Raw genomic sequence first — 24,863 nt, 5'->3', positions numbered from 1 at the left:
GACACAAGGCGAAGGGCAAGTGTTTTTGCCTTTCGCCTTGCGTCTACAGAATATAACGACTCAAATCCTCATCTTCAACAAACTCGGCCAAATGATCATCAACATAAGCGGCATCGATCAGGATGTTTTTGCCAAAAAGATCCGGGGCGTTATAGGAAATGTCTTCCAGTAACCGCTCCAGAACGGTGTGCAATCTTCTGGCGCCGATATTTTCGGTGGATTCATTCACTTGCCAGCCGAATTCGGCAATGCGTTTGATGCCGTCGGCGGAAAACGATAACGATACGCCTTCGGTATCCAATAACGCTATATATTGCTCGGTTAACGAGGCATCAGGCTCGGTCAGGATACGCACAAAATCATCGGCTGACAGCGCATCCAGCTCAACGCGGATAGGGAAGCGGCCTTGCAGTTCGGGGATTAAATCCGACGGTTTGGTCAAGTGGAACGCACCCGAGGCGATAAACAAGATGTGGTCGGTTTTGATCGAGCCGTATTTGGTGCTGACCGTGGTTCCTTCAACCAAAGGCAGTAAGTCTCTTTGTACGCCTTCGCGGGAGACTTCGCCGCCGCCCACATCGGAACGTTTGCAGATTTTGTCGATTTCGTCCAGGAACACGATACCGTTTTGCTCAACGGATTCCACCGCGCGCAAGCGGATGTCATCCTCGTTAACCAGTTTTGACGCTTCCTCGTCCTGCAATACTTTCAGGGCTTTGTTGATCTTCATTTTGCGGGAGCGGGTTTTGCCCGAACCCAGGTTCTGGAACATGCCCTGCAATTGGCTGGTCATTTCTTCCATGCCGGGAGGCGCCATGATTTCAACGCCTACCGGCGCAAGATGCACGTCAATTTCAATTTCCTTGTCGTCCAGATCGCCTTCGCGTAATTTTTTGCGCATTTTTTGGCGGGTCGATTCTTCGGTGTCGGACAGCATGCCGGCATTCGCTCTGGGCAGCAGAATGTCCAGGATTCTGTCTTCGGCGGCATCGAAAGCCTTGTTTTCGACCTTGTCCATTTCCGCCGTGCGGGTCATCTTGACGGCGGTATCGACCAAGTCGCGGATTATGGAATCGACATCACGGCCGACGTAGCCGACTTCGGTAAATTTGGTGGCTTCAATTTTAATGAACGGCGCATTGGCCAGACGCGCCAGGCGGCGGGCGATTTCGGTCTTGCCGACGCCGGTGGGGCCGATCATTAAAATATTTTTAGGGGTGATTTCTTCACGCAGGGCAGGATCGACCTGCTGGCGACGCCAGCGGTTGCGCAACGCGATCGCGACTGCACGCTTGGCATTGGCCTGGCCGACAATATGCTTGTCCAGCTCGCTTACAATTTCTTTGGGTGTCATTTGAGTCATTTATTTACTCGTTAGGTTCGGCGTCGAGTTCTTCAATACGCAAATTGTGGTTGGTATAAATACAAATATCTGCGGCTATATTTAAGGACCGTTCGACAATTTCGCGGGCGCTAAGATCGGTGTTTTCGAGTAATGCGCGTGCGGCAGCCTGGGCAAAAGCGCCGCCGGAACCGATCGCCATCAAATCATGTTCAGGCTCGATTACGTCGCCGGTGCCGGAAATAATCAGCGAAGTTTTGGCGTCGGCAATGGTCAGCAAGGCTTCCAGTTTGCGCAAGGCGCGGTCGGTACGCCAGTCCTTAGCCATTTCGACGGCGGCGCGGGTTAAATTGCCGCGGTGTTTTTCCAGCTTGCCTTCAAAATGCTCGAATAAAGTGAACGCGTCCGCAGTTGCACCGGCAAAACCGGCGATGACTTTGTCGTGATATAAACGGCGCACCTTGCGGGCATTGCCTTTCATCACCGTGTTGCCCAAGGTGACTTGACCGTCACCGCCGATCACGACTTTGTCGCCCCGGCGAACAGAAAGTATCGTTGTTCCTCTAAAGCTCACGTTAACATCCTAAAAGTTGCCAAATACATAAGGGTTAATTTTACATGGTCTGAATTTAAATGTGCGAAAAAATGAGGGCGTAGCTCTATTAGCGATCGGGATACGGTTTAACGGAGGTTCAGAAAAATATGCTACGCTGAGCAAAACAGTCGGAAAAAGGCCGCTCTAATGGACGCACTGGATCACATATCAACAACTCTGGCATTATCGATGGGGCTGGCGTGGGCCAGCGGTATTAACCTGTACGCGACGCTGTTTACGCTGGGCTATCTTGCCAATACCGGCAATATTGATTTGCCGCCCGATTTACAGATAGTCGCCAACCCGATGGTCATGGGAGCGGCGGGACTCATGTATTTCATCGAATTTTTTGCCGATAAAACGCCGGGCGTAGACACCGGTTGGGATGCGATACACACGTTTATCCGCATTCCGGCCGGGGCCATGCTCGCGGCCGGGGCGATCGGCGAGTTGAATCCCGCCGTTGAATTGGCCGCGGCCATCGTGGGCGGCGGCCTGGCGGCAGGCTCACATGCAACCAAATCCGGGAGCAGGGTGTTGATTAACACATCGCCGGAACCCTTTAGCAACTGGATTGCCTCGATCGGCGAGGATGTCGTCGTGATAACCGGCGTCTGGGCGTGCATCAATCATCCGATATTATTTTTAATAGCGTTGGCCGGTTTTATCCTGCTGATGATCTGGCTGTTGCCGCGTATTTGGAGCGGCGTGAAAAAAGTCTTTGGTTTTATTATCAGCTTGTTCGGCAAGGAAAACATCCCGAACGGCCAAAATCCGTCTCAGTGAAAAACATTATTTATTGACTGCCGCCGCATAATCGAGTCTAATGGCGCTCTTTTGTAGTTCCGCCCAGGTAGCTCAGTCGGTAGAGCAGAGGACTGAAAATCCTCGTGTCGACGGTTCGATTCCGCCCCTGGGCACCACTGCAAAAACTAAGAAACCTTAAAATGCCCAGGTAGCTCAGTCGGTAGAGCAGAGGACTGAAAATCCTCGTGTCGACGGTTCGATTCCGCCCCTGGGCACCATGAATTCCCTTAAAAAGACCGACCAATGAGTCGGTTTTTTTATGCCTTAAATTTCTGTCCCGGTTATTCACTGTTCACGAAGCCGATTTCTGCCGCCGTAATCTCGATAGTTCAGGTAATCGCAGTTATGCTTGGGTGGCCTATAGTTGCACGCTCCTCTCAAATTGCATTGACATTGTAAAAGCAAAAATGTGAACTTCTGATTTCTATCCTAAGCCGTCTTTCATCATTGCTATAATGCGGCTCTTGCCGCGTAGGGGCGCCGACTTATTGTTAAGCGCTTACCGTCTCGGATGTCTATCATGGGTTATTTGTAACATTTTATGAAAAAGTCAGTATTTGTGATTGTTTTATGCTGTGCATTCAATGTATTAACATTATCGTCTTGTTCCTCGGCTACACAAATTCGTCATCAAGATAATTTTGTAGACGTTGCACAAAATATTCCTGGTCTTGAGCTTGATATTCGCTATTTTGGCGAACATAATTTTCTTGGCGCCAGAGTGGATGGTTATCCGGCTCCAAAATGCCTATTAACAAAAGAAGCTGCATCCGCGCTTTTAAATGTGCAGCACGAGCTAAATAAGCATGCGCTAACACTCAAAATATATGACTGCTATCGTCCCCAACAAGCGGTGGATCACTTTGTAAGATGGGCTAAGGACGTTGATGACGTTAAAACGAAGAAGGAGTTTTATCCCGCATTAGACAAAATCAATTTATTCAAAGACGGCTATATTTCAGAAAAATCAGGTCATAGTCGCGGCAGCACTATAGACCTTACTATTGTTCCTTTGCCCGTTCCAAAACAAGAGGAATATTTCCCGGAACAAGGCTTACGCGAATGCTATCTGGACATTAATAAACGCTTTAAAGACAATAGCATTGACATGGGAACAGGTTTTGACTGCTTTCATACGCAATCGCACACTGAAAATAAAGAGATTGGATATCAGCAAAGAGTCAACAGAATGCTGCTAAAGACTCTGATGGAAAAACACGGTTTCAAAAATTATGCTAAAGAATGGTGGCATTTTACACTTGATGATGAGCCGTATCCTGACACTTATTTTGACTTTCCAATTGAGTGATTAGCATCGATTAATAAGTATCGCGGATATTGCCGAATAACATGCAGCCGTTAAGATAATAAGAAAACTAATATCATTAGATACCGGAAAATATGCAGTTAAGGCTCTCTTAAATGTTAAAAAATGACAAATAAAGCTATGGAACCGCAATAAAAATGAATATGAAAACTCGCGATATTATAAAAAAACTATCAAACCCCCGCGTTAGAAGGCGATTAAAAATCGGTCTCTCCGTTTACGGGGTTTTGATTATGATTGGTGTGCTATTTAAGGTTGTTTATGATATTGGTTATTTTAACGCGCAGTCGCTTAAAAATGATAAAAACGCTGAGCTACCGACTACCTATCCAGTGCTGACAATGGAATCCGCTCAGCGTATTGTGTCCGGTGCGCTAAAAGAAGATCCTGCTAACCCCAAAACAATTGTGGATCAGATTATTGATAACAATCATAAACTTTCAACCATTATCATAGAAAACAATAAGCTAAAAAAAATTGCTTGGATTATAGAGATGCGTTTGTTTTTTACCGGCGATCTATTCAATAACGAAGGTTATAATTTAACCGAAGGTATTGAACATCAACACAATATCAGTCGTGGTGAGCATTGATTGCTCGTAACAGGGCTGGCGGGGGGGGATTTGAACACTCACCACCGGGTCGAAGTGACGTTTCCGAATGCCGGGCGAAGCATCCCGGGCCGGCGCTGGTCGCTTTGATTTGAAGGGGGCGCAACGGATGCCCTTCACCTGTAAATGATATTTGGATTTCACCAAGCTAACCGGAGCGGAATAATTTTCCCGTACCGATGCGTGAATTTCAAACCGGTCATCAGCAAATTCCTGGCAAAGCCTCTCAATGAAATATTAATGACACATTGGTCTCATAGCATATGCAAACCCATTTTGGCACCATCTAGGAGATATGGATGAATTTCCCCTCGCTTTTGCTGTTTGATCTCGGCGGTGTATTAATTGAAAGTTCTGCATTCGAGAGTTTGAGCCGCTTACTGCCCGAACCTCTTGATCGTACAGCTATTAAAGATCGATGGCTGTTTTCGTCCTCAGTCCGGCGATTTGAGCGCGGGGAAATGTCATCTTGTGAGTTTGCCGAAAGTTTCATTGCTGAATGGGGGCTTCGGATGACGCCTCAAGTCTTCGTTAAGGAATTTGCATCCTGGCCTAGAGAATTCTTTCCCGGTGCGCGCGAAACGATCCATCATTTGCGAAAAAATTACCAGGTAGGATGCCTGAGTAATTCGAATCCATTGCACTGGGAACGGTTCCGAGGGTTAGAGGATGATTTCGATATTGCCCTATTTTCGCACTTGCTCGGAGCCATCAAACCGGATCTCGAAATATTTACGTTAGCACTGGGCAGGTGTGATGTTGATCCGGCCGAAGTCTATTTCTTCGATGATTGTTCGGCCAATGTCGATACCGCGCAAAGCCTTGGTATAACCGCGTTTCACGTTGATGGTTTTCAATCGCTCCAGAATGTCTTACTCAGCCAAGGCTTGCTTTCCAATGCAGTCGAACGATGATTCAACAAGTGCCAACGCTCTTCCCTTCCTTATTATTAAGGATATTTTTGAGCTATTGGCAATATCGGCTTTCGGCCATCAAGAGACAGTCATATAAATCTTTTGTACGGCTGGTCTTCCCGATAGCGGGCATTCAACGCCGAGCTCACCGGCGGCAATGGAGCCAAGCGGAATTGCCATCCGCATGTAGCTCATTGTTATGCATGCTTAAACCACAACTTGCTTGACATGAAAGCATGCCTAAACGGTGGCGACGATATCTTCTCGGATTGCTTTGTACAGTTGTATAACCGCTTTAAAAACGTTAACACCTTACAACGCTTGGATTATACCCGCCCACCCACGCCTTTAAACTTCTCAACAAAAGCAGCAATTTGTTGGAAAACGCTTTGTTTTTTGGTTAAGTATTGCGGATTCAGCGGGCTCATTTTGGGAAGGATTGCATTTAGCTCAGTGCCATTTTCACTGGCATATTCTCGTTTTAACGATGCAGTGATATAACGCTTAGCCGCTTCTGCATTCAGGTTTTCATCACTAATTAATTCTTCTGCTTCACGTTGTTGTTCAGCTTGAGCAAAGGTAAAGAAAGCCTCAATAATACTGGCTTTATCGAGAATCTTGTCCAAGTTGGTTTGGTTAATAAAATCAACCAGCAAACTTTCTTTGGCACGGTTGCCAAGGCTGGCACGAATTAAACGGCGTACTTCTTCAACCAATGCCGCTTTATCTTTAAGCTTTTTATTGTGTTCAAAAATCAATTCCAGAATGTAATCCAGATTAATCTCTTGTGATTTAAGCAGATCCACCTCAAAAACCACATCATCCCAATCAATCGTGGAGGCGGCTTTTTCGTTGGCGGTTTTTTCACGGCGAAGCCAATCGCGAATATCGTTATACGTTGAACGGTAATCTTGAATAGTGCGCTCGGCTGGCATCTTAATCGCTTGCATAGCGGCTAAGTCGTCATCGCTTAAATAGTGCTTAGCTTTAAACGCCTCTACAGCTTTAGGATCGGTCATATCTAAGCCTTGTAACGCTTTTAACCCTGCAAATTCGTCGTAGTTTTGCAAAATATTGTCTACACGCAAATACTCACTAAATAATTTAGCGAAGTCTTTTTTATCTTTTTCTTTAACAATGTCATCAGGATTGGAGAAACGTTGTTGTAACTCCGCCACCACGTCCAAATAACCACGTCGTGCTTCACCTGTTGCCACATCGGTAAAGCCTTGCATGTATTCTTTGTAGCTTTTCTCCAGCACCACGTTTTTGGTGTTCTTGTCACCAAATAAGGTAATGGCATCAATTGTGGCTTGTTCTAAATCACGGAAGGTGACGATATTGCCAAACGTCTTGGTGGCATCATATATGCGGTTAGTGCGTGAATAGGCTTGCAACAAGCCGTGGTAGCGCAGGTTTTTATCCACGAATAAGGTGTTCAACGTGGGCGCATCAAAGCCTGTTAAAAACATGCCCACCACAATCAATAAATCAATTTCCTGATTCTTCACGCGCAGCGCAAGGTCGCGGTAATAGTTTTGAAACGCATTGCTATCAACGCCGTAATTGGTTTTAAACAGCGCGTTATAGTCAGCAATGGCCACACTTAAAAACTCTTTAGCGCTACTCTCCATGGCCGTGAGTTCAAAGCTTTCATCAACAATGTCCCCTACGGCATCCTGTGCTTCATTGGCTGCAAAAGAAAAAATGGTGGCAACGTTGAACGGCTTATTACTGTCCTTTTGTAACTGCTTGAACGATTCATAGTACAGCTTGGCAGCATCCACACTGCTCACAGCAAACATGGCATTAAAGCCCTTGCCATTAGCTTGCAGGCGATGGGTTTTTTGCTTGAAGTTATTTAAGATGTATTGCGAAATTTCCCGAATACGGTCAGGGTGCAGCAACGCTTGTTTGTTTTCCGCCGCCGTGAGTTTCTTCTCGTCTTGTTCAGACTCAATTGCTTTAAACTGAGGGCGTACATCGTTGTAGTCCACTTTAAACTTCAATACTTTTTCATCGCGTATGGCGTCGGTAATCACATAAGAATGCAACTCACGCCCAAACACGCTGGCCGTGGTTTCCGCGCCCAGAGCGTTTTGCGGGAAAATTGGCGTGCCGGTAAAGCCAAACTGATAAAACTTTTTGAACTTTTTCTTTAAGTTTTTTTGGGCTTCGCCAAATTGCGAACGGTGCGCTTCGTCAAAAATAAAGACCACTTGCTTGCTGTAAATGGGCAAGTCGCCTTCACTTTTCATTAAGTTATTCAGCTTTTGAATCGTGGTCACGATGATTTTATTGTCATCTTTATCCAGATTACGCTTTAGCCCTGCGGTGCTTTCTGAACCATTAACGCTATCGGGCGAAAAACGCTGATATTCTTTCATGGTCTGATAGTCGAGATCTTTACGGTCAACCACAAAAAAAACCTTATCAATATAATCCAGCTCAGTCGCCAAGCGTGCCGCTTTAAAACTGGTTAAGGTTTTGCCAGAACCCGTGGTATGCCAAATAAAGCCGCCACCCTCAAGCGTGCTCCAACTTTTTGCTTGGTAAGCACTGTTTATTTTCCATAAAATGCGCTCGGTTGCGGCAATTTGGTAAGGACGCATCACCAATAACGTATCATTAACGTCAAACACCGAATAATGCAACAGCACCTTTAATAAGGCGCTTTTCTGAAAAAACGTCGCGGTAAAATCCTTTAAGTCTTTTATCAAGGTGTTATCAGACTTCGCCCAATTCATGGTGAAATCAAAACTGTTTTTATCGCGCTTGGTGGTATTGGCAAAATAACGACTATCGGTACCGTTTGAAATGACGAAAAGCTGCAAATATTTAAACAGTGAATTGTCTGTATTAAAACTTTCTTTGCTATAGCGGTGTACTTGATTAAAGGCTTCACGAATCGCCACACCGCGTTTTTTCAGCTCAATTTGCACCAATGGCAAACCATTCACCAAAATGGTGACATCGTAGCGATTAGCCTGCGTGCCCTTTTGTTCAAACTGTTTAATCACTTGCACTTTGTTGTTGTTGCGGGCAATATTTTTTTTATCCAATAGGTAAATGTTTTGGATATGCCCATCATCAAACACAAAATCGTGGATATAGTCGTCATGAATTTTACGGGTTTTGTCGATACTGTTATCGCTGGGCTTATCTAAATAGTCCTCAACAAAGCGCTGCCATTCACCCTCTAAAAACTGCACATTATTCAGGGCTTGCAGCTGCACGCGCACATTAGTCAGCATTTTTTCGTGGGTGTTTAAATCGCGTAGATATTCATAGCCTTGGTTTTCCAAGTCGCTGATAAACTCACGCTCTAAGTCGTATTCGCTTTGATAGGGTTCATTCACCTGTGAACATTTGGTGTATTTATCAAGGACGATAAAGTTATTCGATTCTGCGATGGGTTTGGTGTAGTCAACCATTCTGTTGTGCCTGCTGCCAGTAGCCATATTTATTTAGGTTTTCAAGTAGAGTACGAACCATCTCTTTCTCTGGCGGTGTCGGCTCTGCAATTTCTTCGTTGGACAAGGTGTTGTGGGGGTAAAAATTCATAATCCGACTTGCGTAAGCCTTTTGATCACCAGGCAATAAGTCTGACCAGCTTTTATACCCTAGGAAATTAGCGGTTTTCTCATATAGATTACGAAGAAGCGCAAAATGGTAGCGCTGTACACTATTTTGTTCTATTGCTTGCTCAATTAGTTTCTTGATATGCAGGTGATACGAAAAGCTTTTGTTTGAGTCGCCTTGCTTTTCTTCAAGCTCAAAGGTTCCATCGTCAAATCGGCTTAGAATGTATCCACCCTTTACTTGTAGCTCATTGTAAAGCACGTTATAGAAAATTGGGCTGTGCGTGGCAATAATGAATTTCAGCCCTTCGCTTCCATTTGTTGAGAAATAGCTAGCTTTTATTAGTGCGGCGAAATTTACCGCCAATTCAATTAGATGGTTTTCATCTAGCGAGCTTACCGGGTCATCAATAAACACATATTCCAACTGGTCAAAATCGTTGGTTTCACGATCACCGGGTTCTGCAACATTGAGAATGCCAATCACCTGTTCAAGAAGCGTGTAAAAAATACTCCAGATGAAATTGCTTTCTTCACCTTTGGAGATTTTCAGATTTCCGGAGTGTTCATCATCACCGCGCTCTAGCGAGAATGTAACCTCAGAGAAAGCTTTGACTTTGATCTCTTGATCATGCTCGCCTTTAACCGTATACTCTGAATTAAAACGAGGCGTTAGTTTTCCATTAGAAAATCGCTGAAAATAAGTAATGATATTTTGATCTTGCCCCTGATCTATCAGAATCCAATTAGTAAACGAATTGGGCTGAATTTTTAGTTTGGGCTCGGCATCTCCTTCCAAATCGTTATCCCAATAGAACAAGTCTTCGGTAAAGGCGTTGTAATAGAGGATTTTGTTACGCGCTAACTCAGGTTGATCACCGTCGTCATCTGCATCATCATTTTTGGAAGCAATGAACTGCTGCTTAAACTCCCGCGAAAGACGTGTTTTACCCGTGCCATTAAAAGCATAGATCAATTGCACTTTTTTATTGGCAGCCTTGAGTTGCTGTGCAATTTCCGTTAACGACTTTCCCATACTATGCCTCTACTTCTGCTTTTGGAAAGCTCAAAAGTAAATCGCGATAATAGGCATATTGCTGTTGGCGCAATGCAATTTCACGCGGCAAGCCTTCGGTGATTGAGTTCGTCAGCGCATCGAATTTATCCAGGATGTCAACAATACGGGCTTTTTCGGCAGGTGAAAGATTTGGAATTCTGATACTGTTTAAACTCTTTTGGTTTAATTTCGGTTGAGCTGCTCCCGAGATGTATGGAGTTAAGTCAATACTATTTAAATAGAATTCAACATATCTACGTTCAGCATAGGTATTGAATTTAAGTACATGAGCGTGATTATTTACCCAGCTTTTCCCGCTGATACTAAATGCTATGGGAGTACTTCTTGCGACCAAATTTGCGCCATCTTCCGAAACAAGCAAGAAATCACCATCAAAAATATAGTCTTTTACATAATCAACAATTCCAGATGCTCCGTAATATGGGATTTCACCAGACTCTCTTAGGCCACTCGTTATCGGTTTTCGCATTGAATCAAGATTCTCCGCCACTTCCCCCAACGCCTTCCACTCACCCTCTTCAAAACTCAACAACTGGTCGCGATAGTAGTTGTATTGCTTTTTCCGTGCGGTAAGCTCGGCGGTAAGCTCGGCGGTAAGCTCGGTGAAATTGTCCAAAATTCGGACAATTTCACCTTGAATATCGAGGGGTGGGATGGGGATTTCGAACTTATCAGTGTCTGGCGTTGCTATTTGAGGCATTTGCATTTTACTTCCAAGGCCTTGAAAATAAGGCTCATGTATTTTCAAGAAGTAATAAACAAACTTTATATTGATATTTTCATTTTTTGAATGGTATGACCACATTTCATTTTTATGTGAAAACGATTTGTCATAATACTCAAATTCAATAACGCCACGAGATTTTACGATAATAGATGGCTCTTTATTTATATCTTTTTCAGGTATATCGTCAAAATCAACAAGCGCAAAAGTCTTACCACCGGCAAAAATTTTCAATGGTGCGCCTTCTTTGTGCAATTCTCTCATTCGACCAGCAGTAATGTTTGTCCCTTTGGTACGAACTAGCACTTTCCCCAAAGGTTTCCATTCCACCTCAACGCCTTTAAGCCGTTCCATTATTGCACTCATTTTTTTCGACTCTCATTTTGGGCTTTGATTTCCAAGGCATTGATGGTTTTTAGGTATTCTTCTTCGACTTGCTCCAGCGTTTTGGCTTTGTATTTTTTATATTCCACTTTGGCTTTGTTCTCGGCTTGGGCGTGAGCGATGGTTCCCGCATTGGTGAGTAATTTTCGCCCCGTGCTTGAAAGGATATTGTCCAACTCACGAATATAATCCGCCATGCGCATCTCACGTTCTTCGATAGCGTTCAACTCCGCCAAGTCAAAATACGCCGACACAAGGTTATTCAGCACGCGCAACTCTTGCTCACTCAGGTAGTTTTTAGCAATCATCGCTTCGGCTTGCGTGGGTTGGCTGCCTTTAAAGTTGGTTAAGCCTGAAAAGGGTTTGTCGCTGTCCACACGCAGATAAATCACTTCGCTGGCGGTATGGCCGTGGGCGGCATAGTGCAGTTTGTTTTGTACGATTTTAAAAAAAGTGATGCTTTCCTGACTATTGGGGTCGTAATCGATTGCCGTTGAGTACAATTCCAGCACTTGGCGGTACATGACTTTTTCGCTGGAGCGAATGTCACGAATACGATCGAGCAGCTCTTTCCAGTAGCTGCCACCACCAAGGTTTTTTAATCGCTCGTCATTCAGTACAAACCCTTTTTTGAGATACTCTTTTAGGATATTGGTCGCCCAGATGCGAAATTGCGTACCGCGCAGGGATTTGACCCGGTAGCCAACCGAGATAATGACATCCAGATTGTAATGATCCACCTGATAGGTTTTTTCGTCAGCGGCAGTTGTTGCAAAATTTGCAACAACTGAATCCCGCAGTAATTCACCCTCGTCAAATATATTTTTTATATGGCGGGAAATCGTGGATTTGTCTCGATCAAACAACTCCGCCATCTGGTCGAGCGATAGCCATGTGGTTTCCGCGTCGAAATGAGCTTCAACGGATATTTTTCCATCATCCGCCTTAAAAATGACGATTTGCTTGGCACTATTGCTCATGCAGCAGCGCCCTCAATCTCTGCCACAATAGTATCAATCTCAGCGCGTAGCTGATCAATTTTCGCAACCGTGGTTTTAAGCTCGGCATTGAGCTTTTGTATATCAATCACTTCGCGGGTGTCTTTGGCTTCCACATAGGAGCTTACCGATAGGTTGTAGTCGTTGGCGGTGATGGCAGCGTACTCCACGGACTTGGCAAAGTGTTCGACGTCGGCCTTGTCGTCAAAAACCGCCATGATTTGCGTGATGTGGTCATCGGTGAGGGTATTGTTATTGGTCTCTTTTTTAAACAGGCTGCTTGCGTCGATAAACTGGGTAAGGCTGTCGGTTTTGTGTTTGGAAAGCACCAAGATATTGACGGCAATGGAGGTGCCAAAAAACAGGTTGGGCGCTAAAGAAATTACCGTTTCAACGTAGTTGTTATCCACTAGATATTGGCGGATTTTCTGCTCGGCACCGCCGCGGTAAAAAATGCCGGGGAAGCAGACAATGGCGGCGCGGCCTTTGCTGGATAAATAACTTAAGGCATGCAACACAAAAGCAAAGTCGGCTTTGGATTTGGGCGCTAACACGCTTGCGGGGGCAAAGCGTTCATCATTAATCAGGGTTGGGTCGTCGCTGCCAATCCAGTTCACCGAATAGGGCGGGTTAGACACAATCGCATCAAAGGGCTTGTCATCACCAAAATGCGGATCTAACAAGGTGTTACCCAGCGCGATATTAAACTTGTCGTAGTTAATGTTGTGCAAAAACATATTCATACGCGCAAGGTTATAGGTGGTGTGGTTAATTTCTTGACCAAAAAAGCCTTCTTCAATGATATGGGCATCAAAGTGTTTTTTGGCTTGTAACAATAAAGAGCCTGAACCGGCTGCCGGGTCGTAAATTTTATTGACGGTTTTTTGCTGATGCATGGCCAGCTGTGCAATCAGCTTGGACACGTGTTGCGGGGTGAAAAACTCGCCACCCGATTTACCGGCATTGGCGGCGTAATTAGAAATTAAAAACTCGTAGGCATCCCCAAACAGGTCGATATGGCTTTCCTCAAAATTGCCAAATCTAAGACCCGCTACGCCTTTCAACACAGCGGCCAAGCGGCTGTTTTTATCGGCAACGGTGTTGCCCAGTCGGTTACTGGTGGTATCAAAATCGGCAAACAGGCCTTTAATATCCATTTCGGATGGGTAGCCATTGGCCGAGCTTTCAATGGCGGAAAATATAGCGGCTAAATCGATGTTCAGGTTTTCGTTCTTGTTGGCGTTGGCGGCAACGTTTGCAAACAGCTGGCTGGGGTAGATGAAATAGCCTTTGGTTTTAATGGCGTCGTCTTTGATTTCTGCGGTAATGACATCATCTTTGAGCTCGGCATATTTAACGCTTTCATCACCGCCTTCAATGTAACTGGCAAAGTTTTCGCTAATAAACCGATAGAACAACGTGCCTAATACATACTGCTTAAAATCCCAGCCATCGACGGAGCCACGTACCTCATTCGCAATTTGCCAAATTTGGCGTTGTAGTTCCGCTCGTTGTTGGGTACTTGTCATTCTGGAATTCCTGTTTAAATACGTTTAGATAGCCCTCTGGTCATAACCAGCTTGGCATTATAACGAGCAAAGACCCTCTAATCTAATCACTTGTTAAAAACGGAGTAGCCTAATACATTGCGGACACTATATTTATTGCCAAAATGAGCTTTCTCAAACAATGCATAACGTTTGAAGTAAGAGGCTAGTGGCGCAGCCTGACAAGACGAAGACCAGCAAGACAAGCCAGCGATAGTGTCGTTGCATGATGATGTATAACGTGAAGCTAAGGGGCTGCGCGCTTTTATGCAGTCCCGCTTGAGCCCAGGGTTGGACGAAGCCGCTAGCGCGAAGAAAAGCCCCGAAGCACCTGGTTAACCTAATAAAATATGACCTCATCCCTCAAATCGGGGGGGGCATTCATCAATGAACCATGAGGTTACAATCTAATGACACCATCATTTGAATCCATTTTCAATCGGCGCCAATTAGCTGCTTTTATGAGGGTCTGCAATGTGAAACTGAGTTGCCAATCAAAACTCCAACCGATCAGGCTGCTTAGGGTCGTAACCGGATGTTCACCAATGGCCTTCGCGATCAGTTGGGAATAGCGTAGTTCTGCTCCCGGCACTGTCTTGTCTATTGAAGCGCCAATAGCCGTTTTTTTTGAACGAAGCTTTACTTCTGGTTACGCCGGAGCCGGTACCGGAGTTTTTTAGAGCGTGTAATTGAGAATCTTCGATTTCACCCCTGGACACCATGAATTCCAGAGGCTCCGGTCTGATCGGGGCTTTTCCTATTTGTTAGTCATTGCGCCTGTCTACGCCCAATTCTCACGCTTAATCAGTATCCCGCTTCAGTAACGCTTCAAACTGCTCAGCGGGTAACGGCTTGCTGAATAAATAGCCTTGCATCTCGTTACACCCCTGATTACGCAGGAAAGCCAACTGTTCCGCTGTTTCCACGCCTTCGGCAATGGTTTTTAGGCCCAGGCTCCGGGCCAGGCTGATGACGGCAATGACAATAGCTTTGTCTTCAGGGTCGGTGCTGATGTCCCGCACAAAAGACTGGTCGATCTTGAGCTTGTAAACCTTAAACTTTTTTAGGTAACTCAGCGACGAATAACCGGTGCCGAAGTCATCAATAGACATTCGGATGCCGCATTCGTGCAGATTGTTCATGACGTCGATCGCGCCTTGCGGGTTCTGCATGGCCACGCCTTCGGTCAGTTCGAGTTCCAGATATTCGGGCGGCAAGCCTTCTTCGTCGAGTATGCGGGTAACCAGCTTGGGCAGGTCGGGATGACGAAACTGCACCACCGACAGATTTACGGCCATGATCAATGGCGCTAAGCCGGTTTCCAGCCATGCTTTCGCTTGCCGCACGGCGCACCTGAGCACCCATTCCCCGATCGGTAAAATCAGTCCGCTGTCTTCCGCGACCGGGATGAATTCGGCGGGCGACACCGTTCCCAGTTCGGGATGCCGCCAACGCAGCAAGGCTTCCGCCCCGATAATCCGGCCGTCGGCTATGGACACTTGCGGCTGGTAGTGAATTTCAAATTGGCCGAGATTCAAGGCCTGGCGCAGGGCGCTGACCAGCTGTAGATTACGCGCCAGACGGGCATGCATTTCCGGAGTAAAGAAACAGAAGCTGTGGCGGCCTTCCTGTTTGGCGCGATACATGGCGATATCGGCAGACTTGGACAGCGTTTCCAGATCATCGCCATCGCCGGGATAGAGCGCAATGCCGATTGATGCGGTCAGGGTCAGGTCGTAATGCTCAATCCGAAAGGGCTCGGCGATGGCGTCCAACAGTTTTTGCGCCACATGAGCGGCGGCACGCGCCTCGGTGCCGGGTAGCAGGAAAATGAATTCGTCCCCGCCCAGGCGCGTCACGGTATCTTCTTTATACACAGTTGCACGCAGGCGTTTCGCCAGCTCAACCAGCAAGGCGTCGCCGACACTGTGGCCGAGGGTGTCGTTAATGTCCTTGAAACGGTCAAGGTCAAGAAACATCAAGGCCAATTGTCCATTGGTGCGCTTCGCCAAGCCGAGGGCGTATTTGAGGTGATCGTTGAGCCGGGTACGATTCGGCAGCCCGGTGAGCGGGTCGAAATTCGCCAGGTACTGAATATGTTCCTCGGCCTGTTTTTGCTCGGTGATGTCCTCGGATACCCCTAAAACACCGGTAACTTCGCTAGCCTGATTTTGAAGGGGTACTTTAGACGTGCGCAACCAGGTGATTTTTCCGTCAGGCGTGGTTATAAGCTGTTCGTAGGCCAATTTGGCGATGCCTGTAGCCATGACCTGTTGGTCGTCGGCTTGATATAATTCGGCGTGTTCTTTCCAGCACAGCTGAAAGTCGTTCTTGCCGATTATATTGTTCAGCGAGGCTTCGCCCGCATCTCTGGCAAAAGCCGGGTTGCAACCCATGTACTGGCATTGCTTATCCTTCCAGAAAATGCTTATGGGCGCGGTGTCGATGATGGTTTGGAGTAGATTGTGCGACTCTGCAAGCGCATTTTCAGCATGATTGCGTTGTGCTTCGCGCTCAAAGTTATTTAACGCGAAGTCGATGTCCATCACCATTTCATCCAGCAGGTTGCGTGCGGGTTCATCAAAGAAATCGATCCCGGAAGCATAGAGTGTGAAAACGCCGATAACCGCGCCGTTTTTGTGCAGCGGTAGCGCGGCGGACGCTTTCCAGCCATACGTTGAGCCGCGTTCATGCCAGACCGCCGTGACCGGGTCGTGCTGAAAATCCTGACACCAGAAGGGGCGGTCTTCACGCATGGAGATTCCGGTTGGGCCGCGCCCGGCAGGGTCGTGTTCATCAACCGAGATGTTGATTCCGTCCAGGTATTCGGTGCCGCTGCCATAACAGGCAATCGGCCTGACCTTTTTACTCGGTTCATCCAGCATGCCTATCCACGCCATCTTCATGCCGCCGAAGATCACCGCGTCGCGGCAGATTTGCGCAAACAGCTCGGCTTCATTATTTGAACGCACGATGGCTTGATTGCACTGGCTCAGTGCGGCGTAAAGCTGGGTCAGGCGTTGATTTTTCGCTTCATCCTGTTTGTGTTCGTTATCGAGCTGAGCCAGTTTGGCTTGGGTTTCCGATAGCCAGGCCATGACGCTGTTTTTCATGCCTTCGCCGACGGGAATCGGGCGTTCAAAATCCCCGCTGCCGAGGCGGGCGATATGCTTTTGCAGATTGTCCACCGAGCCGCCCAGCGTGGTATGTAAAACCCGGTAACTGCGCCAGAGCAGAACGACCAGCAGCACACCGAAGGCGATGAACGCCGCACGCAAAAGCGAGGCGGTGGCCGTGGCGGTATGCACGGCATCCAGGCTGCGCTGATTGATTATCTGGTAGAGCTCGTTGATCGGTCGCATGATGTCGGCTTTGGCTTGATGATAATGCTCATCGGACAGCATGCGGCTGGCTTTGATACGGTCGGCTTCGGTAGCCGGCGGCGCTGATTCGACCAACTTCATCGCGGCATGTTCGGTGTCGGTCAACGCGTCGGAATTGGCCTTGGCTTCCGCCAGTTTGGCTAATTCCTGGTCGGTAAATCCCGCTTGCCGCATCAGTTCCAGCAAGGCGATCGTTTGTCCGCTATCCGGTCGCGGTCGACGGCCGTCAGTCAGCACCAGATCCCAATAGATGTTGTGATAATCAACGGGGCGGGGCTTTTTGCCTTCGCGAATGTCGAGGATTTCCTGAAAATATTGTTTGTAAATGGGGTTGTCGGTTGTCACGTAGCTGCGGGCCATACGGGAAAGATCGTCGGATGACTGACGCAATTCATCGGCCAGCAAGAACGATTGAAGCCGAGTTTCGAGGGAGTGATCAATCTGTTTTTCCGCCTGGACGTACATGACAAAAACAACCGCGAAAATAATAAACATGGCCAAGGTCAGCCAGAGGTTTTTGGAAAATCGTGAAGAGCGGTCATAAATCGTCATTGCATCTTCTCGTTCACGAGCGGCGGGCATCGGCACCGGTTGCATGGTTTTTTTTGATTGTCATTGATTCGTTTGCAAGACTTGGTTTGTCTTTTCTAAAACCGTTTGATGGTGGTCAGGCAATAAGCTATTCCAAAGCTGCCCCGGCCGTCCAGATATTTTTACGGTCGGGTAAGCATACGCCTGAAATTTTAAATTGCCGTTATTTTTGAATGCTGCCGCGGTTGCGGAAGGTGTTGGCGGGCTTAAGTTTCTGATGCTGTTTGACATCTGCGCGGTTTTCAACTGCAAGCTTGTGCGGATGTACGCTATAATCGCCCAATATTCCACAACCTGGCATTCAATAAATGGCTCAGTTTTTTGAAATACACCCAGAAAGTCCGCAGCTGCGTTTGATACATCGCGCCGTGGAAATAATCCGTAAGGGCGGCGTTATCGTTTACCCGACGGATTCTTCGTATGCGATCGCCTGTCATATAGGCGATAAGCAGGCGCTGGATAAAATCCGCCGTATCCGGCAGTTGGACGATAAGCATAATTTTACTCTGGTGTGTAAAGACTTGGCGCAGGTGTCGATGTTTACCAAAATCAGCAATGATGCATACCGGTTGATTAAGGCGTTAACGCCGGGCGCTTTCACCTTTATTTTGGATGCTACGCGCGAGGTGCCGCGCCGGTTGCAGCATCCGAAGAAAAAAACCATAGGCATACGCGTTCCCGGCCACCCAGTCGCGCAATTGCTGGTGCAGGAGTTGGGCGAGCCTTTGTTCAGTTCTACGTTGATGTTGCCGGGAGAGGATGAAGCGCTGACCGACCCTTATGAAATCAAGGATAAATTGGACCATGAGCTGGATTTGATCATTGACGCCGGTATTATTGAGTTTGAACAAACGACTATTATCGAGTTTTCCGCTAATGGCGCCGAGATCATCAGGCAGGGCAAGGGCCTTGCGCCGATGTTGAGCTGATGAGGATGCAGGCATGATGGATGAATTGACGCTGTTGCAACGCATAGTGGTCTGGATTTTGCCGGTCATTTTCGCAATTACCGTGCATGAAGTGGCGCATGGCTGGGTAGCGAAAAAATATGGCGATAACACCGCTTCGATGCTGGGCAGGCTGACCTTAAACCCGATCAAGCATATCGATGTGCTCGGAACCCTTATTATCCCCGGTTTGCTGCTGCTTTCTTTTTCCGGTTTTATTTTCGGCTGGGCAAAGCCGGTCCCCGTCGATCCGAGGAATTTTAAAAATCCTAGGCGCGATATGGCGATAGTCGCCTTGGCGGGTCCTGTTTCCAATTTGTTGATGGCTGTCGGTTGGGCATTAATAGCCAGGGTGGGGGTGACGATAGGTATGCAAGCCGAAGCCGTTTCATTGCCGCTGATTTATACCGGAGTTGCCGGTATTTCGATTAACCTGGTGCTGGCGCTGATTAATCTGTTGCCCATTCCGCCGTTGGATGGCAGCCGGATTCTGACCGGCATTTTGCCCAGTTACTGGGCGTGGCAATACAACCGCCTGGAGCGTTTCGGGTTTATTATTTTGCTGGTGCTGTTATACACGAAGGTTTTGGGCCTGATTTTGGCTTATCCGATGTTTGTTGCACAGCAAGCGTTCTTTTCGATTGCCGGGTTGTAAGGTTTGTTTTTCGGCGACCTTTCCTGTATTCGCAAAGCTAGCGCTTGAAAGCGAGCATATGAGCCAAGACGCAGTCGAAGTTTTAGACCCGCCGCCGGCGTTTGCGATCGTTAACGGTGCGCCTTTTAACAAGCTGCCGGACGATCTTTATATCCCGCCTGATGCACTGGAAGTGCTGCTGGAAACCTTTGAGGGGCCGCTGGATTTATTGCTGTACCTGATACGAAGGCAGAATCTGGATATTGTCAACATACCGATAGCCCGGATCACTCATCAATACATCGCCTATATTCAGGTGATGACTGAATTAAACCTGGAGCTGGCGGCGGAATATCTGGTGATGGCCGCGCTGTTGGCGGAAATCAAGTCAAGAATGCTGTTGCCCAGGCAGCCCGATGCCGAAGACGAAGAGGAAGACCCGAGAGCAACGTTGATTCGCCGGTTGCAGGAATATGAGCTGATTAAAAATGCGGCTGAAGAAATTGATCAGTTGCCCAGAGTTGAACGTGATATATTTGAAATCAACGTCGATGTTTCGGCGCTGAAAAGTGCCGAACAAAACTTGCCGGATATTCAGCTAAAAGAAATGCTGCTGGCGTTTCAGGACGTACTTAAAAGAGTCGAGCAGCTCAGTCACCATCAAATTACCAAAGAACCCTTATCTGTCCGTGAACGCATGTCAACCATTTTGGAAAACCTTAAAGGAGCGGATAGTCTCCTTTTCTCGCAATTATTTATCCGAAAAGAAGGTCGACACGGAGTCGTTGTCTCGTTTCTGGCCATCCTCGAACTCAGCAAAGAACGACTCATCGATATTATCCAGCCCGAGCCCTTTGCCGAATTACGCGTCAGAACCGCCGCCACCGCCGAGAGCTGAGCCATCGCCGGCCGAGACAACTCAGGACAGGTCTTCCGTAACTGAACAACGTGACATTAATGTGGAAATTAAACGTGTAGTTGAAGCCATTTTATTCGCAGCAAACCGCCCGATGACCTGCAAACAGCTGCAACAGGTTTTTCCTGAAATCGAGCAGCCGCCGCTACAGGAAATACAGGACGCTTGCGAGGCGATCAAAGAGGATTATCGATTCAGGCCGGTTGAATTAAAGCGGGTAGCCAGCGGTTATCGTTTTCAGGTCAAGCAGGAATTGTCGCGCTGGGTATCGAGGTTGTTTGAAGAAAAGCCGCCACGATATTCCCGCGCATTGCTGGAGACGCTGGCGATTATCGCCTATCGTCAACCGGCAACACGCGGAGATATTGAAGATATTCGCGGTGTCGGCGTCAGCTCCAATATCATTCATACGCTGCTTGAGCGCGAGTGGATCCGGGTGGTGGCGCACAAAGAGGTGCCGGGCAGGCCGGCTTTATACGGCACAACCAAACAATTTCTGGATTATTTTAATATTTCATCATTAAATGAACTGCCGACATTGCAAGAGATTCAGCAGCTTGATTTGTCGTTAGATAATACGCAACAACCCATGCAGGTAAAGAGTGAAGAGCAAGAAACAACCGAACAGATCGCCGAAACCATCGAACAGCTCAGCGAAACAGCCGAACAGGCCGCCAAAGCCGACGACAGCGAAACCGGCGAGCAGGTCTCCTAAACAGACTGAAGGCAAGGCTGCCGTGGCGTCGAAAAAAATTGACGCGAACCAGTCAGCCGATGGAGAGCGTATCCAGAAGGTATTAGCGCGCGGCGGCGTCGGCTCCCGGCGCGAAATCGAACGCTGGATAGATGAAGGGCGCTTGAAGATTAACGGCAACCCTGTCGGTTTGGGCGACCGGTTGAAGGACGGCGATCATTTGACGATCAATGACCGGGTTGTTCACTGGGAAAAATTTGTCGAACAACCCACCCGCGTGCTGCTTTATCACAAACCTGTCGGCGAGGTGGTTACGCGCCGCGACCCGGAAGGTCGGCCGGTTATTTTTACGCAACTGCCGAAACTGTCTGTCAGCCGCTGGATAGCCGTTGGCCGCCTGGACATCAATACCTCGGGATTGTTATTGGTCACCAATAACGGCGAGCTGGCCAATCGATTGATGCATCCGTCAACGGAAGTGGAGCGTGAATATGCGGTGCGCATTTTGGGCGAGGTTTCAGACGCTACCCTGGCCAAACTCAAGCAGGGCGTGGAACTTGAAGACGGCAAAGCCAAGTTTGACGATATTCGGTTTTTCGGGGGGGAAGGCGCCAATAAATGGTACAACGTTGTCGTTACCGAAGGTCGCAACAGACTGGTAAGGCGTTTGTGGGAGTCGCAGGAAGTGATCGTCAGCCGCTTGATGCGCGTGCGCTATGGGCCGGTGGTATTGCCCGAGCGATTGAAAGCCCGTACATTCTATGAACTGACTGATAAAGAACTGGAATTGTTGTTTGAATTTGCCGGTATGGAGGCTGAGAAACCGGTGCGCGCATCAAAACCCGAATTTAAGACTCATAAGCCTGGGAAACATTAACGGCGCGATTCGGGTTTACCCGCAAGGCATAATCGTGCCGGGGTGCAACCCGATTTGTCTTTGATTCATTTGCTTGAGACAACTTGGTTTCGGCCTCTTTTTTTAGCGGTATACATGGCGTCATCAGCGCGTTTGATGAAAGACTCGATCGTATCATTTTCGCGCAAGGTGCTGACACCCAGGCTTGCAGTGATTTTAACCGCTTCCATGCCGTAAGCGATTGTGTGATGCTCAATTGAGGCGCGAATCCGTTCAGCCAGCAATTCCGCGCCGTGAGCGTCGGTATCGCTTAATAAAATCACGAATTCTTCGCCGCCATAACGGAACACAATATCGCTGTCTCTCAGGCTTTCTTTAATCCATTTTGCACTCAGCGCTAGCGTGGTGTCTCCGCAATCGTGGCCGTAGGTATCGTTGATGGTTTTAAAATGATCGATGTCAAAGAAAATAACCGACAAATTTTTGGCATTGCGCACGGCAAGACTCATTTCCCGGCTAATGGAATCGTTAAACGAAGCTCTGTTATGGGTTTGGGTCAGCGGATCCGTATAAGCCATTTTTAACGCTTGATGAAATAAGGTTGCATTTTTCAACGGATAAATTAAGCAGCAAAGCATTGTTTCCAGCACCTGAAGATCGGTATCGCTGAATCTGTGGTTGCTCATCAGCTTTAATTCGCCCAGTTGTTGTTGCTCGACCTTAAGTGCGTAGTTGCAGGAATGCCGTGTAAAAACGCCGCTTTTTATTTCCAGGTCAAATTCAGGATTGATATAAACATAAGCGCTATGAGGAATTTTGTTGGCGATTTTGCTGCTGAAAATAGCGATCAGCTCATTAAATTCCAGAGTCGTTTGCAAGGCGCTGCTGATGTCATAATTATCCAGGTTGATTGCTTTTGTTGCTTCAAAAGTGTTGTTGCTGATAATCGCTAAGTTTGCTGATTTATTGCCCATGACCGCTTCCTCGTGGATTGATGCATTACGTTGCAATAGCTAAAGCGAAGCCTGTGCCATTTAACTAAATAATTTTAATAATCAAATGGTTGGATTTTTTATTTTGGTATTTAGTCGTGATGCGCCGTAAAGTTGACGCGGCAAAGTGGCAAGGGATTGCCGGTAGGAGGACTTAAGCGCTTACTCTATTGCCGCTATGTCTATTTGGTAGTGGGTCAAACCTGTAATCTAGCATGAATATCGACGTTAAATTCTACCTTATTGATAAGCAAGCCAATGACGATATCGTGCATCAAAACTGACTTGGAAAAACAGATGGTTTTCCTTGTCAAACGTTTGACCCAGGTTCGTAGATTCAAGTTTTTGCGTTCTATTTTTTGAGTATTCCGCTTGCCAACATCATGCTTGGTCATGTCTAAATGACGTTCGTAGGCCCCCAATCATCGGTGTAATAACGGCTAATGTTGAACGGTTGAAGCAATGTCTTCAGTTGCAGGAAGACCTCATCTTTACGTCAACCAAAAACATAAGCCAGTATGATGCCTGTCACATGATCAATCGCATACCACAACCAACGCGGCTCAGATTTCTTACCGACAAAAGACCACCGTTCGTCCATTTCGGCTTCACAGAAAGCTTCAAGCCTAACCTCCCTGTCACCTGATGCAGCCAGGGTATTCACTATAGGGTTGACCTGGGTCAGCAGGGGTTGCTTTTTTTTAACGTGCTGATGACGGTGTTTTTGTTAATCCCCAGTAATCGCTCACCAATGTGCTGCGCCATTCAGGGGCTGATCGCGTCGATATTACGTTACGCAATGAAGCGGGTGTCTGTAAAGTGGACGTGAAGGACAACGGCAAAGGTTTCGACCCGCCCGTGTCGGTAGACGCGGTTCCCTCGGTATACGCGGTTCCCTCGGTATAATCGGCATGCAGGAGCGGACACTGAGTCTGAACGGAACATTGGATATCATGAAGGTTGAGTGGAGGTATGGTATTGAAATTACGCATACCTATCGAGGAATAGGATGAAACTTGCCTGGAGCCGGGGCGTCGTTGTCAGCTGAGGCGGAGTATGGATATACTCAAATAGCAAGAAATCGGCCTTGAATAGGGGATGAATTGCCATTCAAATTTAAACAATCAAACACAACTAAAAATTGAAGCGAGTAATCAAGATGATAGGAGTATTAATTGTGGACGATCATAAGCTGATGCGCGAAGGATTAAAACAGCTGTTCGATGGGGAAGATGGCATCGTTGTTAGTGGGGAGGCCAGAGATGGCGAAGAAATCCTGGAATTTCTGCAGAACAAGACGGCCGATCTGGTTCTGCTAGACGTCACCATGCCCGGCATTCATGGCGCTGAGCTGGTAAAAAAAATCAAGAAGCTGCCAAACAGCCCGCCGATTCTGATGCTGAGCATGCACAACGAGTCGTCTGTTGTCATAAGCATGCTTAAAGCCGGTGCTTCGGGGTATATGACCAAGGATAGTTCGCCTCAGGATTTGCTGAGTGCGGTACGCAAAGTGGCTGCCGGAGGACGCTTTATTGCCGGAGATATTGCAGAAAATATCGCATTCGAGGCCGGTAGCGCCACGACGATGCAACTTCATGAGCTATTGACCGGCAGGGAACTTGTCATCCTGCGCATGCTGGGCAAAGGACAAAAGGTCATCGAAATCGCCCGTGAACTCAATATCAGCAGCAAGACTGTCAGTACCCACAAGGCGCGGCTGATGCAAAAAATGTATCTCGATAGCGATGTCAAGCTCATGCAATACGCTATCGCCCACGGCATGGCGGATTAAAAACCTCATCAAAATCATTCCTTAGCGATTCCTGTTTTAGGCATCTTAGCTTCGGTGTAATGGTCAACTAAAACAGGACACTTTCTTAAGCAGTCTTCTTGTAAAATTCCCGCTCAAATTCCAGCGGGGATTGGTAGCTTAATTTTGAGT

Annotated in this window: 19 protein-coding genes, 2 tRNA genes and 1 pseudogene; 12 read left to right on the top strand and 10 right to left on the bottom strand. The window is 47.3% G+C overall.

Annotation, left to right across the window (positions count from 1 at the left end):
• Positions 1–43: 43 nt before the first annotated feature.
• Positions 44–1,363 (bottom strand): ATP-dependent protease ATPase subunit HslU, encoded by a 1,320-nt coding sequence (hslU, locus tag B0F88_RS00120; protein WP_104421918.1) that lies wholly within the window; start codon positions 1,361–1,363, stop codon positions 44–46.
• A gap of 4 nt (positions 1,364–1,367) precedes the next feature.
• A complete protein-coding gene (gene hslV, locus B0F88_RS00115) occupies positions 1,368–1,916 on the bottom strand; it encodes an ATP-dependent protease subunit HslV (RefSeq protein ID WP_104421917.1) in 549 nt (182 codons plus the stop codon).
• A gap of 168 nt (positions 1,917–2,084) precedes the next feature.
• Here hslV and B0F88_RS00110 point away from each other — a divergent pair, with 168 nt between their 5' ends.
• The 6 genes from B0F88_RS00110 (at position 2,085) to B0F88_RS00085 (ending at position 5,596) form a co-directional block, all read left to right on the top strand.
• Positions 2,085–2,723 (top strand): DUF4126 domain-containing protein, encoded by a 639-nt coding sequence (locus B0F88_RS00110; protein ID WP_104421916.1) that lies wholly within the window; start codon positions 2,085–2,087, stop codon positions 2,721–2,723.
• Positions 2,724–2,784: 61 nt separating this feature from the next.
• Positions 2,785–2,860, top strand: a tRNA-Phe gene (locus tag B0F88_RS00105).
• Positions 2,861–2,886: 26 nt separating this feature from the next.
• Positions 2,887–2,962, top strand: a tRNA-Phe gene (locus B0F88_RS00100).
• Between the two features lie 323 nt (positions 2,963–3,285).
• Positions 3,286–4,053: a M15 family metallopeptidase gene (locus tag B0F88_RS00095; protein ID WP_104421915.1), complete on the top strand. Its 768-nt coding sequence runs from the start codon at positions 3,286–3,288 to the stop codon at positions 4,051–4,053.
• A 155-nt stretch (positions 4,054–4,208) separates the two neighbouring features.
• Positions 4,209–4,664: a hypothetical protein gene (locus B0F88_RS00090; RefSeq protein ID WP_104421914.1), complete on the top strand. Its 456-nt coding sequence runs from the start codon at positions 4,209–4,211 to the stop codon at positions 4,662–4,664.
• A 317-nt stretch (positions 4,665–4,981) separates the two neighbouring features.
• Entirely contained in the window at positions 4,982–5,596 is a 615-nt protein-coding gene (locus tag B0F88_RS00085) for an HAD family hydrolase (RefSeq protein ID WP_104421913.1), read from the top strand.
• A gap of 326 nt (positions 5,597–5,922) precedes the next feature.
• Here B0F88_RS00085 and B0F88_RS00080 read toward each other — a convergent pair whose 3' ends face one another.
• The 6 genes from B0F88_RS00080 to B0F88_RS00055 form a co-directional block, all read right to left on the bottom strand.
• Positions 5,923–9,030: an HsdR family type I site-specific deoxyribonuclease gene (locus B0F88_RS00080; RefSeq protein ID WP_104421912.1), complete on the bottom strand. Its 3,108-nt coding sequence runs from the start codon at positions 9,028–9,030 to the stop codon at positions 5,923–5,925.
• On the bottom strand, positions 9,023–10,213 hold the full coding sequence (locus B0F88_RS00075) for an anticodon nuclease (RefSeq protein WP_104421911.1): 1,191 nt from the start codon (positions 10,211–10,213) through the stop codon (positions 9,023–9,025). Before B0F88_RS00075 ends, B0F88_RS00080 begins: the two co-directional genes overlap by 8 nt.
• Position 10,214: 1 nt before the next feature.
• Positions 10,215–11,333 (bottom strand): restriction endonuclease subunit S, encoded by a 1,119-nt coding sequence (locus tag B0F88_RS00070; protein ID WP_104422266.1) that lies wholly within the window; start codon positions 11,331–11,333, stop codon positions 10,215–10,217.
• A gap of 8 nt (positions 11,334–11,341) precedes the next feature.
• Complete coding sequence (locus B0F88_RS00065) at positions 11,342–12,343, bottom strand: virulence RhuM family protein (RefSeq protein WP_104421910.1); 1,002 nt, start codon at positions 12,341–12,343, stop codon at positions 11,342–11,344.
• Positions 12,340–13,890 carry a type I restriction-modification system subunit M gene (locus B0F88_RS00060; RefSeq protein ID WP_104421909.1) on the bottom strand — a complete coding sequence of 517 codons (1,551 nt, stop codon included), beginning with the start codon at positions 13,888–13,890 and terminating at the stop codon, positions 12,340–12,342. The genes B0F88_RS00065 and B0F88_RS00060 overlap by 4 nt, the downstream gene beginning before the upstream one ends.
• An 818-nt stretch (positions 13,891–14,708) precedes the next feature.
• The gene (locus B0F88_RS00055) at positions 14,709–17,843 is read right to left on the bottom strand and encodes an EAL domain-containing protein (protein WP_219820732.1); all 3,135 of its coding nucleotides are present in this window, start codon (positions 17,841–17,843) and stop codon (positions 14,709–14,711) included.
• A 347-nt stretch (positions 17,844–18,190) separates the two neighbouring features.
• Between B0F88_RS00055 and B0F88_RS00045 the strand changes: the two genes are divergently transcribed.
• The 5 genes from B0F88_RS00045 (at position 18,191) to rluB (ending at position 21,950) form a co-directional block, all read left to right on the top strand.
• Positions 18,191–18,811 carry an L-threonylcarbamoyladenylate synthase gene (locus tag B0F88_RS00045; protein WP_104421907.1) on the top strand — a complete coding sequence of 207 codons (621 nt, stop codon included), beginning with the start codon at positions 18,191–18,193 and terminating at the stop codon, positions 18,809–18,811.
• A 13-nt stretch (positions 18,812–18,824) separates the two neighbouring features.
• Positions 18,825–19,484 (top strand): site-2 protease family protein, encoded by a 660-nt coding sequence (locus tag B0F88_RS00040; RefSeq protein ID WP_104421906.1) that lies wholly within the window; start codon positions 18,825–18,827, stop codon positions 19,482–19,484.
• 58 nt (positions 19,485–19,542) lie between these two features.
• Positions 19,543–20,361: a segregation and condensation protein A gene (locus tag B0F88_RS00035; protein WP_104421905.1), complete on the top strand. Its 819-nt coding sequence runs from the start codon at positions 19,543–19,545 to the stop codon at positions 20,359–20,361.
• A 61-nt stretch (positions 20,362–20,422) separates the two neighbouring features.
• Complete coding sequence (gene scpB / locus B0F88_RS00030; protein ID WP_104421904.1) at positions 20,423–21,094, top strand: SMC-Scp complex subunit ScpB; 672 nt, start codon at positions 20,423–20,425, stop codon at positions 21,092–21,094.
• 22 nt (positions 21,095–21,116) lie between these two features.
• Positions 21,117–21,950, top strand: coding sequence for a 23S rRNA pseudouridine(2605) synthase RluB (rluB, locus tag B0F88_RS00025; RefSeq protein WP_104421903.1), 834 nt, complete (start codon positions 21,117–21,119; stop codon positions 21,948–21,950).
• A gap of 65 nt (positions 21,951–22,015) precedes the next feature.
• Here rluB and B0F88_RS00020 read toward each other — a convergent pair whose 3' ends face one another.
• Both B0F88_RS00020 and B0F88_RS19980 read right to left on the bottom strand, forming a co-directional pair.
• The gene (locus B0F88_RS00020) at positions 22,016–22,903 is read right to left on the bottom strand and encodes a GGDEF domain-containing protein (RefSeq protein ID WP_104421902.1); all 888 of its coding nucleotides are present in this window, start codon (positions 22,901–22,903) and stop codon (positions 22,016–22,018) included.
• A gap of 215 nt (positions 22,904–23,118) precedes the next feature.
• Positions 23,119–23,665, bottom strand: a pseudogene (locus B0F88_RS19980) (IS1 family transposase); the annotation flags it as partial.
• A 433-nt stretch (positions 23,666–24,098) separates the two neighbouring features.
• On the opposite strand from B0F88_RS19980, the gene B0F88_RS00005 reads away from it, so the two are divergent.
• Positions 24,099–24,713: a response regulator gene (locus B0F88_RS00005; protein WP_258076510.1), complete on the top strand. Its 615-nt coding sequence runs from the start codon at positions 24,099–24,101 to the stop codon at positions 24,711–24,713.
• Positions 24,714–24,863: the final 150 nt, after the last annotated feature.

This window comes from Methylobacter tundripaludum (assembly GCF_002934365.1).
GTDB classification, from domain to species: domain Bacteria; phylum Pseudomonadota; class Gammaproteobacteria; order Methylococcales; family Methylomonadaceae; genus Methylobacter_A; species Methylobacter_A tundripaludum_A.
The sequence above is the reverse complement of the archived record's forward strand: the minus strand, read 5'-3'. Positions and strand labels throughout refer to the sequence as shown.